The 17,590-nt window shown below is 39.8% G+C and carries 12 protein-coding genes and 1 pseudogene; 12 read left to right on the top strand and 1 reads right to left on the bottom strand.

Annotated features, from left to right (window positions below; all coding sequences use genetic code 11):
- Positions 1-29: 29 nt before the first annotated feature.
- Positions 30-1,349: an APC family permease gene (locus tag ACEN4I_RS08500; RefSeq protein WP_407103026.1), complete on the bottom strand. Its 1,320-nt coding sequence runs from the start codon at positions 1,347-1,349 to the stop codon at positions 30-32.
- Between the two features lie 298 nt (positions 1,350-1,647).
- Here ACEN4I_RS08500 and ACEN4I_RS08495 point away from each other — a divergent pair, with 298 nt between their 5' ends.
- The 12 genes and pseudogenes from ACEN4I_RS08495 to ACEN4I_RS08440 all read left to right on the top strand — a co-directional run bounded on the left by ACEN4I_RS08495 (position 1,648) and on the right by ACEN4I_RS08440 (position 16,955).
- Positions 1,648-3,279: a peptide ABC transporter substrate-binding protein gene (locus ACEN4I_RS08495; protein ID WP_407103027.1), complete on the top strand. Its 1,632-nt coding sequence runs from the start codon at positions 1,648-1,650 to the stop codon at positions 3,277-3,279.
- A 139-nt stretch (positions 3,280-3,418) separates the two neighbouring features.
- Complete coding sequence (locus tag ACEN4I_RS08490) at positions 3,419-4,267, top strand: SDR family oxidoreductase (protein WP_407097111.1); 849 nt, start codon at positions 3,419-3,421, stop codon at positions 4,265-4,267.
- A 491-nt stretch (positions 4,268-4,758) separates the two neighbouring features.
- Positions 4,759-5,226, top strand: a complete 468-nt coding sequence (locus ACEN4I_RS08485; protein WP_407103028.1) for a DUF805 domain-containing protein — start codon at positions 4,759-4,761, stop codon at positions 5,224-5,226.
- A 72-nt stretch (positions 5,227-5,298) separates the two neighbouring features.
- A pseudogene (locus tag ACEN4I_RS08480) lies at positions 5,299-5,890 on the top strand (sugar O-acetyltransferase).
- Between the two features lie 24 nt (positions 5,891-5,914).
- Positions 5,915-6,574 carry a hypothetical protein gene (locus tag ACEN4I_RS08475; RefSeq protein ID WP_407103029.1) on the top strand — a complete coding sequence of 220 codons (660 nt, stop codon included), beginning with the start codon at positions 5,915-5,917 and terminating at the stop codon, positions 6,572-6,574.
- A 138-nt stretch (positions 6,575-6,712) separates the two neighbouring features.
- Positions 6,713-8,110 carry a tRNA lysidine(34) synthetase TilS gene (tilS, locus tag ACEN4I_RS08470; protein ID WP_407103030.1) on the top strand — a complete coding sequence of 466 codons (1,398 nt, stop codon included), beginning with the start codon at positions 6,713-6,715 and terminating at the stop codon, positions 8,108-8,110.
- Positions 8,111-8,128: 18 nt separating this feature from the next.
- Positions 8,129-8,665, top strand: a complete 537-nt coding sequence (gene hpt, locus ACEN4I_RS08465) for a hypoxanthine phosphoribosyltransferase (protein WP_407103031.1) — start codon at positions 8,129-8,131, stop codon at positions 8,663-8,665.
- Between the two features lie 83 nt (positions 8,666-8,748).
- On the top strand, positions 8,749-10,962 hold the full coding sequence (ftsH, locus tag ACEN4I_RS08460; RefSeq protein WP_407127711.1) for an ATP-dependent zinc metalloprotease FtsH: 2,214 nt from the start codon (positions 8,749-8,751) through the stop codon (positions 10,960-10,962).
- Between the two features lie 117 nt (positions 10,963-11,079).
- Positions 11,080-11,955, top strand: coding sequence for an Hsp33 family molecular chaperone HslO (hslO, locus tag ACEN4I_RS08455; RefSeq protein WP_407103033.1), 876 nt, complete (start codon positions 11,080-11,082; stop codon positions 11,953-11,955).
- A 409-nt stretch (positions 11,956-12,364) separates the two neighbouring features.
- Positions 12,365-13,294: a cysteine synthase A gene (gene cysK / locus ACEN4I_RS08450; protein ID WP_407103034.1), complete on the top strand. Its 930-nt coding sequence runs from the start codon at positions 12,365-12,367 to the stop codon at positions 13,292-13,294.
- A 426-nt stretch (positions 13,295-13,720) separates the two neighbouring features.
- A complete protein-coding gene (gene lysS / locus ACEN4I_RS08445; RefSeq protein WP_407103035.1) occupies positions 13,721-15,220 on the top strand; it encodes a lysine--tRNA ligase in 1,500 nt (499 codons plus the stop codon).
- Positions 15,221-15,770: 550 nt separating this feature from the next.
- Positions 15,771-16,955 (top strand): AI-2E family transporter, encoded by a 1,185-nt coding sequence (locus ACEN4I_RS08440; protein WP_407103036.1) that lies wholly within the window; start codon positions 15,771-15,773, stop codon positions 16,953-16,955.
- Positions 16,956-17,590: the final 635 nt, after the last annotated feature.

The following is a 17,590-nucleotide window of genomic DNA, read 5'->3' as shown; positions in this document are numbered from 1 at the left end:
AGCCCTCAATGTGGAGGCTGCACCTTTTTTTATACCGTTTTCCTGCGTTTATAAAAGTAAAAAGGCAATCCGATAATGGTCAAGAAAATTCCTAATGCGGTGTTTGCAGGCTGTGTCAATAAAGTATTCACAACTATGAAACAGCCTCCAATGATAGCAATCAGAGGAATTACAGGATAAAAAGGGACTTTATAAGGGCGCACAAGTTCTGGTTCTTTTTTGCGCAAGATAAACACAGCGACAAAGACCAGCGTGTAGAAAATCCAAATCACGAAGACCAGCAAATCCGTCAGCTGGTTGTATTGACCGGTAAAAATCATTACGATAGCGATCAACAAAAGTAAGAGAGCACTGTTGGCTGGAACCTGCTGGCTGTTTAACTTTTTCAACCGGTTGCTGAAAGGCAATTCATTGTTTAAAGCCATGGCATAAGGAACACGAATCCCCGTCATCGTGTAGCCGTTGATCGTCCCAAAAACAGAAATTAAAATACCGATTGTCACCAGTTTCCCTCCAGAATTTCCAAACAGCAAATGAGCCACTTCTGCGGCAGGTATCGGCGTAGCCCCGAGTGCAGCAGCCGGCATCACTTGCAGATAAGCCAAATTGATCAATACATAAATCCCCATCACGGCTGTTAATCCAGCTACGATAGCTTTTGGCAAATCTTTTTTAGGGTCTTTCATTTCGCCGGCAATCGTACCAACGTTGATCCACCCGTCATAGGCAAATAATGTCGCGACCAATCCTGTACCTAATTTGGAAATCGTGGAGGTAGGAGTCATAAAGTCAGGCAGTAATTGGAACTGAACATCTCCTTGATGCAGCAGACCAAACACAATGATCACAAAAAGCGGGACCATCTTTGCTACTGTCGCTATGGATTGCAGGCGACCAGCTTTTTGAGTTCCCATCAAATTAGTCAGTATAATGGCACAAGCTGCCGCAATCGCGATAGGAATCACGTATGACTGTGTCAATCCCAACAAATTGACTGCTTGTGTCGCGAAAATAATTGATAAGGCAGCGATATTGGCTGGAAAATAAACAATTGTCTGTGCCCATCCTAAGAGGTAACTGATCAAAGGACCATAGGCACGGCGTAAGTAAACTACCATCCCACCTGTTTCCGGAATAGCAGCGGACAATTCTGCTGTTGTCAGTCCGCCGCAAATAGTGATTAACCCCCCTAAGACCCAAGCTGCCAGACCTAGCCCCGCCGTTTCAGTAGCTAAATAAACAGCTTCCGGTTTGAAAAACACTCCTGAACCGATGACGGTTCCCATGACAATAGTTAATGCTGTAAAAAAGGATATTTCTTTTTTTAAACCTTTAGTGGTTTCTTTCATAAAGCTCTCCGCCTTTATCTTGTGGTATCAAAGTTCTAATTCAACTCAGTAATGGCAACGCGTCTATTTAAACTAGCACCCCGTTTTTGCCTTTTCCTATTGTACAGGAATCTATATAGAGAAGAAAGGGGATGTAAATGCTGATTTCCATAATCCTTAGTTATAGGTTGAACAAAGACGCATCATCCGAATATTCTGAATATTTTATCACTTTTTTGCAAATGGACCTTACTTTTCCTTTTTTATGTGTTACTATATTAGAAATCGTTAAAAAAGATTAGAAAAGGGAGTCAATTAAATGAGAAGTAAAAAATGGTTAATTACAACACTTGGAGCGGCACTGGTATTATCAGCTTGTGGAGGAGGAAGCGCAGAGTCGACAGAAAGTTCAAGCGGCAGTGAACAAGTTGCTCAATACACGGCGCCTACTGAAATAGCTACTATGGATGCGAGCTTAATTACAGATATCAACAGCGCCAACTACATTGGGCATGTAGTAGAAGGTTTATTGCGAATTGATGAGAATGGGAAACCTGTTCCAGCGATTGCCTCAGAAGAAGGAACCATTTCTGAAGATGGTTTGACTTATACATACAAACTACGTGAAGATGCTACGTGGTCAAATGGAGAACCCGTTACGGCTAATGATTTTGTATTTGCGATCCAACGTTTAGTAGATCCGAATACGGGAGCTGCATACAGTTACTTAGCAGAGACAATAGTGAACGCTCCTGAAATCATGGCTGGAGAAGTGGATCCTAGCGAGTTAGGGGTCACAGCTGTCAGTGATTATGAAGTAACATTTGAATTGACTCAGCCGACACCTTATTTCGAGAATTTATTAGCTTTTACACCGTTCTTCCCACAAAATCAAACGTTTGTTGAAGAACAAGGAAGCGAATATGGAACTTCCAGTGATACTCTTTTAGCAAATGGACCATTTACCTTGGAGAATTGGGATGGCACTGGTTTAACTTGGGATTTAGTGAAGAATGAAGACTACTATGCGGCCGATGAAATTCAGTTGGATGAAGTGAATGTTCAAGTTATCAAAGAGACTAGCACAGCTGTGAACTTATTTGAAAGTGGACAGATCGACAATGCTCAATTAACCGGTGAAATGGTGAAACAATATGCCGGTAATGAGAATGTGGTCGTTCAAAATAAAGCCCGTACTGCTTACTTGGAATTTAACTGGGCAAATGAAAACCTGCAAAATGCAAGCTTAAGAGAAGCTTTGGGAATGGTCATCAATACAGAGGAGTTAGTTAATACGGTATTGGCTGACGGTTCAACAGAGATTACTGGCTTTTTACCGGTTGATTTTGTAAACAGTCCAATTGATGGAACAGATTTTACAGAAGCAGCAGAAAACCCATTAAACTATGATATTGCAGCAGCACAAGAATTATGGAACCAAGCAAAAGAAGAACTAGGTGTGGAGACGATTGAGTTGTCTTTAGTGGCGGATGATGATGAAAAGAACAAAAAAATCAGTCAATATATCCAAGGACAAGTCGAAAACAATTTGCCGGGAGTTTCGATCGAGATTCGAAACGTACCGAAAAAGAACCGGTTGGCTTTAGCTGATAATGATGAATTTGACTTGCTGCAAACGGGTTGGGGAGCTGACTTTGCGGATCCAATCAACTTTATGGATCTCATGTACAGTACCTCTGCTTATAATGAAGGAAGTTATGTGAATCCAGAGTTTGATGCCTTGATTGATGCTGCTAAAACAACGAATGCAAATAATCCTGAAGAGCGTTGGAATGATTTGGTTGAAGCACATAATATTTTAACCAGTGATGTGGGAGTTATTCCGTTGTATCAAGAAGCAGAAACACAATTGCGTGATCCTTCATTGAAAGGGATTGTGTTCCAATCTGTTGGAAATGAATTTGATTTAAGCCGAGCTTATGTAGAATAAGGAGTGACTAAAGAGTTATTGACGAGGTTCCGAATCTCATCAATAACTCTTTTTTGTGCTTGAACCAAAATAGTTGAATCAACTCTTTTATTACTGGTACTCTACAAATAGAAACAGCATTCATGAAGGAGGAATTTTAGTGAACGAAGAAACGATACTCATAACCGGTGCAGGGACAGGATTCGGAAAAGACATCGCATTCAAATTGGCTGAAATGGGTAAAAACGTGATCGCGAGTGTTGAAGCAATGTCGCAAGTTTCTTCATTAGAAAAGGAAGCGCAAGCTAAAGGCCTTTCCATGCAAATTGAAAAGCTGGATGTTACGAATGAGAAAGATCGTGCGAAAGCTTGGAAATGGGATATTGATATCCTCGTCAATAATGCAGCTATCAAAGAGGGCGGCTCATTGATGGATATTCCGGAAGAAAATTTGCGGAGTCAATTTGAAGTGAATGCGATCAGTCCAATCATCCTGACGAAAGAATTTGCGCGTGAGATGGTGAAGAAGCAAAGAGGGCGTATTGTATTTATTTCTTCGATCTCTGGATTGACCGTTAATCCGTTTTCAGGCCCTTATGCGGGTTCGAAGCATGCAGTAGAAGCGTTTGCAGATGCGTTAAGCAAAGAATTGCAAGAGTTCAATGTAGAAGTAGCCACTGTGAATCCGGGACCTTACCTGACAGGATTTAATGATCGCGAATTTGAGACTTGGAAAAATTGGCCAGATGATTCTGAACGCGTTTTTGATTACAGCAAATTGGCATTCCCTTACGAACAGTATGATCCAAAAGAAGTCATCGATCCAGCTGTCAAAGTCATTCTTGGGGAAACAAAAACATACCGGAATGTCGTTCCTGAAAAGATGGTTCCGCAGATCAAAGAGCAAATGGCGCAACTATGGGAGAAAAAGACAGATGATAAATTAGGCCAACGTCATGAAATGGTTCAAAAAGCCTATGATATCGAACCCGGAACACCTGCTGAATAATGTGGAAAAGTACACTGAAAAAGAATCGTTAGCGCTGGAATAGGCGTTAACGATTTTTTAAGCGTGTTTTTTTGGAACGTACTACTGAGTAGCTTGGTTTCTGGCTAGCTGATTTAATCCATGCAAGGTCTTCATTTGAAAAAAACAGGGGAGTTCTGGTCTGCGTTTAACATCAAGGAGAATTGATTCTTGGTGTTCAAACTGCATTCTTCATCAAAGAGGTTTTACCATTGATGTTTAAATCCTGTTATTCATCAACACGGCTTATTCTTTGAGGCTTGATGAATCAATCCTGATTTTCCATTACTAAATAGAGTCAATCTTCCACTAAGACCAAAAAATTATCTGAAAAAACATACCTTCCTAAAGCTATAAATGATTCAGCGTGAGTAATAGTGCGTATTTAATGGATAAAAAGAAACATTCACGAAGAGTATCCTGTATAATACATAAGAAGGAAGAGTTTAATTCAGGTAGAAGGTGGAGATGTGATGAGAGAATCAATCCAAGTGTATTATAGCCATTATTTTAATTTTACGGGTCGAATCAGTAGACGAGAGTATTGGCGGACTGTACTGTTTTTATTCATGGGGACAGTTGTTCTGACGTTGTTTTCTTGGATTTTCTTTGTTAATGCACTATTGACTTTGTGGTTCGTTGTGAATCTGATTCCTTCCATTAGTCTGCTTGCCCGCCGATTACACGACCGTAATCTTTCAGCATGGGTGATGTTGGCAGCTTTTATTCCTGGAATCGGGACTTTTATCCTATTGTTTTTGTTTGTTTTGCCGGGAACGCAAGGGTTTAATCGATTTGGTCCAGCAACGGACTCCTTTTATGGAGATAGCTACTACTCGAAAAGCAGCGAACAAAATCACTCATATAACTGCAATTCTCAGAGAGATAATTTGTATGATGAAGAAACTGCCTTTTCAGGTGATGACTGGGATGATTTTTAAGATAAGCATGGGGAACTTTTGTTTTTAAGACCACTAAATGAGAATGGTACCTAAAAAAGAGGAGGAGCAGTTGTGAATCATTACGAAAAAATACATAGTGGAGAACTGTACGATCCAAATGACGAGGATGTCTTGGCAGAACAAAGGGAATGCTTGGGAAAACTGTACGACTTTAATGCCACCCGCCCTTCGCAAATGAGAGAGCGAACGGTAACTATTGAAGGAAATGTTTGCTAAGATAAAGGAAGGTTGTTACATCGAACCTCCTTTACATGCAAATTTGGGAGGACACCATGTCCATTTTGGAAAAGGCGTCTATGCAAACTTTAATTTGACATTAGTGGATGACACACATATCTATGTAGGAGATCATGTTATGTTTGGACCGAATGTGACTATCTCTGCGGGAACCCATCCAGTAGCTCCAGAGTTGAGAGAAAAAGGGTTCCAGTATAATCTACCCGTACGGATCGGAAACAATGTCTGGATCGGATCCGGAGCGCAAATTTTACCCGGCGTAACAATCGGAGAGAATGCTGTCATAGGAGCAGGAAGCGTAGTGACGAAAGATATTCCGGCAAATGTAGTGGCTATAGGCAACCCGTGCCGACCAATGAGGGAAATCACGAAACAAGACAAAGAAGTTTCGCGGAAACCCATTTGATATTTAGGAGAAAGGACGATAGATATGAAACTGCTCATTACGTATGTTGTAGCACTGACTAATTTGTATGGTATCGCACCAAAAGACGTTGTTCTAGAGACATACAATACACAAAATCAGAAACGAGTAACTAAAGAAGACTTAGAAAAAGAAGTGGAGGCTTCAACGGCAGACCTTGCCCAACACTTTGTGATCTCCATGGAAGACTATTTTGTAGATGATTCATTAGTGTTGTTCGAAACAGACATTCCAAAGTTACTAGCAGAAAAAGCAGACAAGCCTCATTACATTCCAAAAAAAGAAGAGCTGCTTTGTTATCAAGATCATTACTATTTTGAGAAAACAACAGCTTACCAAGCGTTTTTCGATTATATGAAGGATTATTTTCATGGTGAAGAAGATTATACCCAAGAAGTATGCGAACAGATCTACGATACGATTCATTTAGATGGAAATACCAGTAATACATTCACTGAGTTACAACGAATGGGTGTGAGATTGAAAACGGAAGAACAAGTATTGTACATCCATAAGTTGGTCGAGGAAATGTTCTATTGTATGCGATTATGGCAAAACAATGGGCATTCGCTGGTCGAAATCGCGGAGATGCAAGGTGAGCCGGTAGAAAACTTGTATTCTTCGGGCGTTGCGGTGCAATTTTATGAAGAAGAGGATGAAGATTAAGTGCGTATCTTTTTAGCGTACAGTTGTGTCAAAGAGTGTATATTTCTTAATTTATTATAAAATTCTGTAGAATGTTCTTAAATTCTTCGTATTCTATAGGTATAATAGAAATATGACAGGTTAAAGGAGCTTATTTCCATGGATTTGTTGGCGGATTTTTTAAAGCAGTGTCAAAAACAATTGTACTGGAATAACAGTTCCCGCGTACTGGTGGCGGTATCTGGAGGCGTAGACTCTATAGTGTTGCTGGATATGATGCAGCAACTGCCAGATGATATAAAGCCTTGGTTCGGAGTCGTTCACGTCAACCACCAATTAAGAGAAGTTTCCATTCAAGAAGCAGAATTTTTGGAACAATTGTGTTGCAAGAAAAACATTCCGTTTTTTATGGCCAAATGGGACAAGTATCAGCAGCCAAAAGCTAATGTGGAAGAAGCGGCTCGGAAATTCCGTTATGCTTTTTTCCGGGATGTATTTGCTGAACAGCAGGCCACGCATTTGCTGACGGCACATCATGGAGATGATCAAATCGAAACCATCTTGATGCGGTTGGTACGTGGAGGTTCATTAGAGAGTATGGCTGGTATCAAAGCAGCTCGTCCTTTTTTAACAGGCGAGTTGATCAGACCGTTACTGTCGTATACGAAAGAACAATTGTATCAATACAGTACTGAACATGGACTGCAGTATTTTGAAGATGAAAGCAATCATAGCTTAGCGTATACTCGGAATCGGTACCGCAATCAAGTGATTCCGTTATTGAAACAAGAAACTCCTCAATTGGTGCCTCATTTTGCCAACTTTTCAAATGACTTACAAGATGCGTTAGCTGTGGCGCAGATAGAAATCAACCGACAACTAGCGATCATCAGCAAGAAGCTGCCCGATGGAAACTGGGTGATGGATCGCAAACCCTATCTCCATTTGGAAGCCGGTTTGCAGCGATTGGTGCTACAACAGTTATTGATGGAAGTTTATAAGGGCGGAGATCAACAATTTCAACGGCAGCACATCAAAGACCTGCATGGTTTAGTGAACAGCGACAAACCGAATGGGCAGATTGATTTGCCAGGGAAGTGGCTAGCCAAGCGAAGTTATGATACACTTACTTTTTCCTCGTTTAGTGAAAACAAAGTCTTTTTTGAACCAGATAAAAAATTGGAATTGGGTGAATGGGTGTATTTGCCACAAGGCGGAAAAGTTGGCTTGTTCCCTGCAGAAATAGACCAAAAGAGCAGCGAGCAGAGAGCAATCTGGCTGGATGCAGCGAGTGTGCAGCTGCCGTTAACGATTCGCCGCCGCCAAGCGGGAGATCGGATGTCGTTGAAAGGGAGTACCGGAACAAAAAAAATCAAAGACATCTTGATTGATCGAAAGGTCCCCTTGGAACAGCGAGATGAGTTGAGAATTGTCTGTGATGCTACGGGAGACGTGATTTGTTTCCTTGGATTCAAAGATTCAAGATTGTCTATTGAGCGGGAAACTGATACAATACAGTACATACTAATTCATGACCCAAACGGTGATGAAAGTTAAAAAGGAGAACTTAATTTTATGCAAAACGATATCGAAAAAATTTTAGTAACTGAAGCTGAGATCCAAAAACGAACTCGAGAATTAGGGAAAGAATTAAGCGCAGAATATGAGGGGAAAGATCCTTTAGTAGTAGGAATTTTGAAAGGTGCTGTCCCATTTTTATCTGATTTGACGAAAGCTATGGATACTTATTTAGAAATGGACTTCATGGATGTGTCAAGTTACGGAAATGCAATGGTTTCTTCAGGAGAAGTAAAAATTTTAAAAGATTTAGACACGAATGTGGAAGGCCGCAATATTTTAATCGTAGAAGATATCATCGATAGCGGACGTACGTTATCTTACATCATCGATATGTTTAAATACCGCAAAGCAAAATCCATCAAAATCGTTACTTTGCTTGATAAACCAGAAGGTCGTGTGGTGCCATTAGAAGCTGATTATGTAGGTTTCTTAGTGCCAAATGAATTTGTAGTAGGATATGGTCTAGACTTTATTGAACATTACCGTAATCTTCCTTACATTGGTGTGTTAAAACCTAAAATTTACGAGTAAAAATGTTTGGTCAATTATGGTCAAATATGTTATGATTAAGTGGATTCAGTCGCAATAAAAATATAAATAAATGAAAAGTTTGAATGAAAGTAAGGGAGGTCGACTGTGTGAAAAAGGGATTCTTAAAAAATGGGATTTTTTATGCCATTGTGTTTATCGGGATCATCGGAATCGTATCTTGGGCGACCGGAGGAAACTCTGATGAACAAAGCCAAGGTATTTCAGCTAGTGATTTTGTAACGCAATTGGAAAATAATGAGATCGAATCATTTACCATGCAACCAAATGCTGGTGTCTACTCGATTTCAGGTAAATACCGAGAGGAACAACCTGCACAAGAATCGGAAGAAAGCAGCAACATTCCGATTATTGGAACAACTGATTCAGAAGTAACAAACTTTACGACATCAATTTTACAAAATGATCCAATCGTTTCTGAAATATGGGAAGTATCAAAAGAAAACAATACTGAAGTGACTCCAATGCAAGAAGAGTCATCAGGTGTATGGGTTACATTATTGATATCTGTCTTACCTTTAGTCATCTTCATCTTCTTTATTTACATGATGATGGGACAAAGTGGTCAAGGCGGCGGCGGACAAGGTGGCCGTGGAGTCATGAACTTTGGTAAATCAAAAGCCAAAGAAGCCGACACAAAAGCAAGTAAAGTACGCTTCTCAGATGTCGCCGGAGCGGAAGAAGAAAAAGAAGAACTTGTCGAAGTTGTTGAATTCTTAAAAGATCCAAGGCGTTTTGCCAACTTAGGCGCTCGTATTCCTGCAGGGGTTTTATTAGAAGGACCTCCAGGTACAGGGAAAACGTTGCTGGCTAAAGCCGTTGCCGGTGAAGCAGCAGTACCATTCTACTCCATCTCAGGTTCTGAATTTGTGGAAATGTTTGTTGGGGTCGGAGCAAGCCGTGTACGTGATTTATTTGAAACAGCTAAGAAAAATGCACCAGCGATCATCTTTATTGATGAGATTGATGCAGTTGGTCGCCAACGTGGAGCCGGTATGGGTGGCGGACACGATGAGCGTGAACAAACATTGAACCAATTGCTGGTTGAAATGGATGGTTTCTCAGGAAATGAAGGAATCATCGTTATTGCAGCAACAAACCGTGCTGACGTATTAGACCCAGCGTTGCTTCGTCCAGGTCGTTTTGACCGCCAAATCATGGTTGGTCGTCCAGACGTTAAAGAACGTGAAGCAATCTTGAAAGTACATGCGAAAAACAAACCGCTTGCTGTCGATGTAGATTTAGGCGTAGTGGCTAGACAAACACCAGGTTTCGCCGGTGCAGATCTAGAAAACTTGTTGAATGAATCAGCTCTAGTAGCTGCAAGAAGAAACAAGAAGACGATTGATGCTTCAGATATCGATGAAGCTCAAGACCGCGTTATTGCAGGTCCAGCTAAGAAAGACCGTGTGATCAGTAAAACGGAACGAGCTATGGTGGCTTACCATGAATCAGGACATACAATCGTGGGTATGGTATTGAATGATGCTCGTGTCGTACACAAAGTTACGATCGTCCCTCGTGGACGTGCTGGCGGATATGCAATCATGCTTCCTAAAGAAGATCGCTTCCTAATGACGAAAAAAGAAATGACTGAACAGATTGTTGGATTACTTGGTGGACGTGTGGCTGAAGAAATGGTCTTTGATTCTCAATCTTCTGGAGCCAGCAACGACTTCCAACAAGCGACACAATTGGCCCGTAGTATGGTAACTGAGTATGGAATGAGTGACAAACTTGGTCCAGTACAATATGAAGGAAACAGTCAAGTTTTCGTTGGTCGTGACTACGGAAATACAAAAGGTTTTTCTGAGCAAATTGCTTACCAAATCGACCAAGAAGTATTGGCGATCATGAATAAAGCACATGATGAAGCGCGCAGAATTCTAGAAGAACATAAAGAAGCGCACAAATTGATTGCTGAGAAATTACTAGAACTTGAAACATTAGATGAACGCACAATCAAGAGTTTATTTGAAACAGGAGAAATGCCTCCAGTGACAGAAGACGAAGAGTTCCCACGTGAAAAACGTGAAGGAGAAGGCTTATCTTTTGAAGAAATTAAACGAGCTCGTGAACAAAAAGAACGCGAACGTGAACAACAAGCTAAATCTCAAGGTCAGGAAGCAGCAGAAAATCCTGAAGAAATAGTTGAAGAAGCTAAAAAAGAATTGGGTACTGATGAAGATCAGCCTTCACAAGGTGACGATACTGCATTGACACCGCAAGGGAACGAATCCGACAATGAAGAAACGGATTCAGACTCACATAAAAAGTAGACAAAAAGTTAGTAAAATTGTATACTGAATAACAAAATGAAAGAGGGTTGCGGCAAAATCCGCAACCCTCTTTCATACGATATGAATAAACGAAAGAATCAGAAAGTAGGGGAATGAATGTCAGATTATTTATTGAAAAGTGTTTGTTATGATGGTCAAATCCGTGTTTTTACGATCGATGCCACAGAAACGATTGCAGAAGCACAACGCAGACATGACACATGGAGTGCATCTTCAGCAGCACTAGGGCGTACAATGGTTGGAGCATTGCTATTAGGTGTAATGGTAAAAGGTGATGAAAAGGTAACTGTCAAAGTAGAAGGTAATGGGCCAGCTGGCCATATTATTGCGGACAGTAATGGTAGAGGAACTGTAAAAGGATATATTGCCAATCCTAAAGTAAGTTTACCGTTGAACGAAAAAGGTAAAATCGATGTTCGTGGAGCTGTTGGAACAGAAGGTACATTAACGGTAACCAAGGACTTAGGTTTGAAAGAACCATTTGCTGGACAAGTTCCGTTGATCAGTGGAGAATTAGCAGAAGACTTTACGTATTACATGGCAACAAGTGAACAAACACCTTCTGCAATTGGATTGAGTGTTTTAGTAGATACAGATGAGTCTATCAAAGCTGCTGGCGGATTTATGATCCAAGTTATGCCAGGTGCAACAGAAGAAACAATTGCAGCTGTCGAAAAAGCTGTTGCAGAAATCCCGATGGTTTCTAGATTAATGGAAAATGGCGAAACTCCTGAAGAAATCCTGAACCGTCTAATGGGTGAAGGCAATGCAAAAATCTTAGAAAAAATGCCGATCGCTTTCGAATGTGATTGTTCAAAAGAACGTTTTGCCGGAGCTATCGTGTCGCTAGGTAATAAAGAAATCGACGACATGATCACTGAAGACCATGGTGCTGAAGCAGTTTGTCACTTCTGTGGCAACAAGTACCACTTCTCAGTAGAAGATTTGGAAGAATTAAAAGCTAACGCGTAAAAACGCTCATCATGCAAATAGAATGATTGTTAAGAGCTGAGGCTGCTTGACATTGACTGCTGAAAAAGTTCCCTAGTAATTTGGGACTTTTTTTCAGCAGCTTTTTTGTTTTTAGAGGAGAGCAGAACGTCTGTAAAGAGAGTTGCGTGCCATAATGGACGCTCGATTTGGAAAAAGGGAACGTAAAAATGATTTGCGTTCCTTTTTGGGAAGAAAACGAGGAAAAAGGTGACGCAACAATAATTTACGTTCCCTTTTAAAGAAAATTCGTTCAAATTCGGCACATAAAAGAAAAAAACTGATTTTTCAATAAATGTAAATGATTGCATTTGCGAAGAAAGAACGATAGACTAGGGAGGAAGAACCCACTAAAAGTAAGAATAGTTGAAAAATAGGAGGCTTTAAGTATATGGGAAAAGTTGTACATTCAGTTTCAGATTTGATCGGTGTAACACCGCTCTTAAGATTGACAAAAGTCGTTCCGCCAGATGCTGCAGAAGTATACGTTAAATTGGAATCCTTTAACCCAGGTGGAAGTGTTAAGGACCGTATTGCGTTAAACATGATTGAAGTAGCTGAACAAGAAGGTAAATTGAAAAAAGGCGATACTATTGTAGAACCGACAAGCGGAAATACAGGTGTTGGTTTAGCTATGATCGGTGCTGCTAAAGGGTACAAGGTGCTGATCGTTATGCCTGACACGATGAGTGTGGAACGCCGCCAATTAGCGCAAGCTTATGGAGCTGAAATACTGCTGACTCCTGGTGCTGACGGCATCAAAGCTTCCATTGCTAAAGCAACCGAATTGGCTGAACAAGACGGTTTCTTTATGCCGATGCAATTTGAAAACTTAGCCAACCCGGCAGTTCATGCTGCAACGACTGGTCCAGAAATTTTGGCAGCTTTCGATGGAGAAGCGCCAGATGCATTTGTGGCTGGTGTTGGAACGGGAGGAACACTGACTGGAGCGGGTAAAGTATTAAAAAATGTGGATCCTGATATTACGATCTATGCTGTCGAGCCTGCTGAATCTCCAGTGTTAAGCGGTGGCGATCCAGGATCTCACAAGATCCAAGGTATCGGAACAGGATTTGTGCCAACGGTATTGGATACTATTTTATACGATAAAGTGCTTCAAGTAACCAGTTCTGATGCGGCTGATATGGCAAGACGTTTAGCAAAAGAAGAAGGATTGTTAGTCGGGCCATCTTCTGGTGCTGCGATCAAAGCTGCTATCGATGTAGCTAAAACGATGAAAAGCAATGAACGTGTAGTAACAGTTGCTCCTGACAATGGAGAACGTTACTTGTCGACAGGTGTTTTTGATGTAGAACAATAAGAATTTAATGAGCAGTAAGTCCCCAAGAAGAACGTTGAATTCATCTTGGGGGCTTTTTTGATGGGGAAAGGCCTATAAAGGTTCTTCATCTTCTAATGTCGGTAAAGAAATTTCTTCCGGCTTATAGGGCTGCTTATGGAAAGTCATGGGAGCACCTTAAGTCGAAAACTGTGTCTCAAGGCGTGCGAGCGTTGCCGAAGCTGTTGGAGCGCTAGCGACTAAAAAGCAGCAATTGAATCCAGAATTTCGACACTTTTTCAACGATTTTCACTGTCTTTTCAAACCGGTTTAAAATATGGTATGATAGAGTATATGAAAATCGTTTGAGGGCGTTAGTGGTTAATCAGCTAATTGCCTTGCTTTTTTTGCGTGCTCTTGGCATTATAAAGGGTGAATTGAGAAGCTAAGAAGAATGGAGAGAAACTAATGAGCAATGAAAATTCGCATGTAGAAGAATTGAATGATCAATTGCAAGTACGCCGTGAAAAACTACAAACATTGCGTGATCGCGATATTGAACCGTTCGGTGGCAAATTTAACCGTACCCATTTGTCTAAAGAGCTACATGAAACATATGATGCATTAACGAAAGAAGAAATTGAAGAAAAAAACATCGAGGTAACCGTTGCGGGTCGTATCATGACGAAACGTGGTAAAGGGAAAGTAGGATTTGCTCACTTACAAGACCGTAAAGGACAAATCCAACTTTACGTTCGTAAAGATGCTGTTGGAGAAGACGATTACGAAACATTTAAAAGTGCCGACTTAGGAGATTTTATTGGAGTTACAGGAATTCTAATGAAAACAAATACGGGAGAAGTTACTGTAAGACCTACTTCACTTACTCAATTGTCTAAAGCTTTACGTCCATTACCGGACAAATACCATGGTTTGACGAATGTAGAACAACGTTACCGTCAACGCTACTTAGACTTGATTAGTAATCCAGAAAGCTATGACCGTTTCGTTAAACGCAGCCAAATCATTGCTGAAGTGCGTAAATATTTAAACAACCAAGACTATATTGAAGTAGAAACACCAACTCTTCACAACATTGCTGGTGGGGCGGCAGCCCGTCCATTTACAACACATCACAATGCATTGGACATGGAATTGTATCTGCGTATCGCTCTAGAATTGCATTTGAAACGATTGGTTGTCGGGGGAATGGAACGCGTTTATGAAATTGGACGCGTATTCCGTAACGAAGGGGTCGACACGACCCACAACCCTGAATTCACGATGTTAGAAGTTTATACTGCTTATACTGACTACGAAGATGTGATGGACTTAACTGAAGGCTTGATTCGTACCGTTGCTCAAAATGTTTTGGGTACTGGGAAAATTTCTTATAATGGAATAGACATTGATCTAGAAACCACTTGGAAGAGAATCCATATGGTTGATGCCATCAAAGAACAAACAGGCGTTGATTTCTGGCAAGAAATGACCGATGAAGAAGCGCGCGAAATTGCTAAACAACACAGTGTCCCTGTAGAAGCGCATAGCCAATTTGGCCATGTGGTGAATGAATTCTTTGAAATGTTTGTGGAAGAAACGTTGATCCAACCAACATTTGTTTATGGACATCCAGTGGAAATTTCTCCATTAGCGAAGAAAAATCCTAAAGATCCACGTTTCACAGACCGTTTTGAAGTCTTTATCGTGCAACACGAATACGGCAATGCGTTTAGTGAATTAAATGATCCAATCGACCAAAGAGAACGATTTGAACAACAAATGAAAGAACGTGAACAAGGAAACGATGAAGCTCATCAAATCGATGAAGATTTCCTTGAATCATTAGAATACGGTATGCCGCCAACAGGTGGACTAGGAATCGGAATCGACCGTTTGGTGATGTTATTAACAGACGCACAATCTATTCGAGACGTACTACTATTTCCAACAATGAGAAACCTGTAGAGAGCAAGCTGGATTGATCAGGTTTTCGGATATAAGATTCCTATCCAAGTTATGAAAGAAGATAACTATGGATAGGAATCTTTTTTTGTTGGGTACACATAGTCATTAACGACTTTGAGTTCTTTAGCAGTTCTATTGAACAACTTACCAAGCCCGTTCATTCTAGCTCCCATCTTGGCTGCTATGAATCTAGCTATCTCAGTAGTAACCTTATTGATTCATTTGACTAGCAATAGAACATAGAGACTAGGAGTTTTTCCTGGTCTTTTTTATTTTCTTTTTCTTTTCAAAGTGAATCGTTCACAGAAATGAGGAAAAACTAGTATAATGTAACTAAAGTAGAGGAGCTCATGAATGAAAAAGGTAACCTTGGTATGTATGTACTTATCTTGCAATTATTCCATTAGTAAGAGATGCACAAGTTCATTAGGTTTTCATCAACCATTTTAACTCGTGCGGATAGAGATATGAATGAAATGAAGGTTGCCCTAGCACATAAAGACTCCTCTGTTTACAAAAATAGAACTAACAACTGGGAGTGTTTCTACTTATGAAAGATTCAAAATATATCTCGTTTCTTGGCGGGAAAAATTTATTATATACATTAGGCGTATTCATTATGGTAGGAATATTGATCTTCATTTATGATCAAATTGCCTTCATTTTTGAACCGCTGCTTGTTTTCTTTTCATCGATTATAGCGCCGGTTATTTTAGCTGTATTAACTTATTTCTTATTTAACCCATTAATTGACTGGCTGGAAAAACATCGATTGAAACGTATCTGGGGAGTCATTCTCTTATTTGTTGTTTTAATAGGTGCTTTAGTTGGGTTAGTATTCTTAGTCGTTCCATACATCAGTGAACAAGTTACTCAATTTGTAGAAGCTTTTCCCGGGTACGTAGACAGCATTGGTGCTGCCATCATGGGATGGACGGAGAATTCAGTCTTTGAAGAAACGACGAATAACGTAATTGAATGGTTCAATGGTTGGATAGGAGAATTGCCAAGCAATATTGTGAATTACTTGACAACAGCTATCACAGGGATTTCAAGTGTCGTTTCTACGGTATCCAGCTTTATCGTTATAATGGTAACTTTCCCTATTATTCTATTCTTTTTATTGAAGGATGATAAAAAGTTCGTTAATTATGTGATGAAGATCATTCCTCCAAAATTTAGAAAAGATACACACTCTTTAGCTGTAATCATTGCAGATCAAGTTGGCTCCTATGTTAAAGGCCAATTAACGATTTCGTTATTTTTAGGTATTATGATGTTTATCGGATTCTCCATTATCGGTTTGAATTATGCGGGAATTTTAGCTATTGTAGCCAGTGTTACTAGTATCATTCCCTATATTGGCGCCACACTGGCAATGATACCGGCAATTATTATCGCCTTGACTACATCGTGGTTTATGCTGGTCAAGTTGATCATTGTTTGGTTGGTTGTCCAATTCTTAGACGGAAATCTTGTGGAACCAAATGTTATGGGAAAAAATTTAAAAATCCATCCATTAACAATCATCATCGTCCTGCTTGTGCTGGGTGAGCTCTTAGAATTAGTTGGATTGATACTTGGAGTACCAATTTATGCGATCAGTAAGGTAATCGTGACTTTTGCATTCCGCAAATTCAAACACCGCTACAATCGCTTTTATGCAAGTGAAGCAGGCGAATATGAAAATGTCGAATTTACACCGGACACGTATCAAGTAGATGAGAAAAAATAAAAACGATCCTTAACTATAACTATTGAAACAAATATAGGGACAGATTAATTTGACAAAGGGAGGCGACATTGGTCACCTCCCTTTTATTATGCTTGCTATTTTATTGAATAATTACTATAGAAGAAAGAGAAAACATTAGTCAATAATAAAGGCGATGAGTAAAAATCCATCTTAATGGATAGTTACTCTTAATAAATGCGAAGTTATATGAAAAAGAACGGTATTTTTAAAACAGGAATGATTTAATAAAATAATCATCATAATATTCGGGTTATTAAACAAAAAATGAGTAAAAGAATTATCTGAAAAATAAATGTTCAGTAAAACAAAAAAAGTTCAAAAAAAGAAAGAAAATGTTTGACGAGCCCTTGTTATGGTGGTATATTAATACATGTCGCTGAGGCATATGTAAAAGAAACAACAAGTTCTAGTAAATTAAATGTAAAAAAAGTGTTGACAAACATTTTCGACTTTGATATTATTTAGAAGTTGTCGCTCAAAGCGATGAGAACGAAATTAGACCTTTGAAAACTAAACAAAGTAAGACGAACCAAACGTGTAAGGAAGTTTTGGCAAGTGCCAAAACAAACAAATTAGTGAATATTTATTCGCTAGCAATCAATTAATGAGCTACA

Source organism: Desemzia sp. FAM 23990, from assembly GCF_045528485.1.
Lineage (GTDB): Bacteria > Bacillota > Bacilli > Lactobacillales > Carnobacteriaceae > Desemzia.
This window is presented reverse-complemented; position numbering and strand designations above follow the sequence as displayed.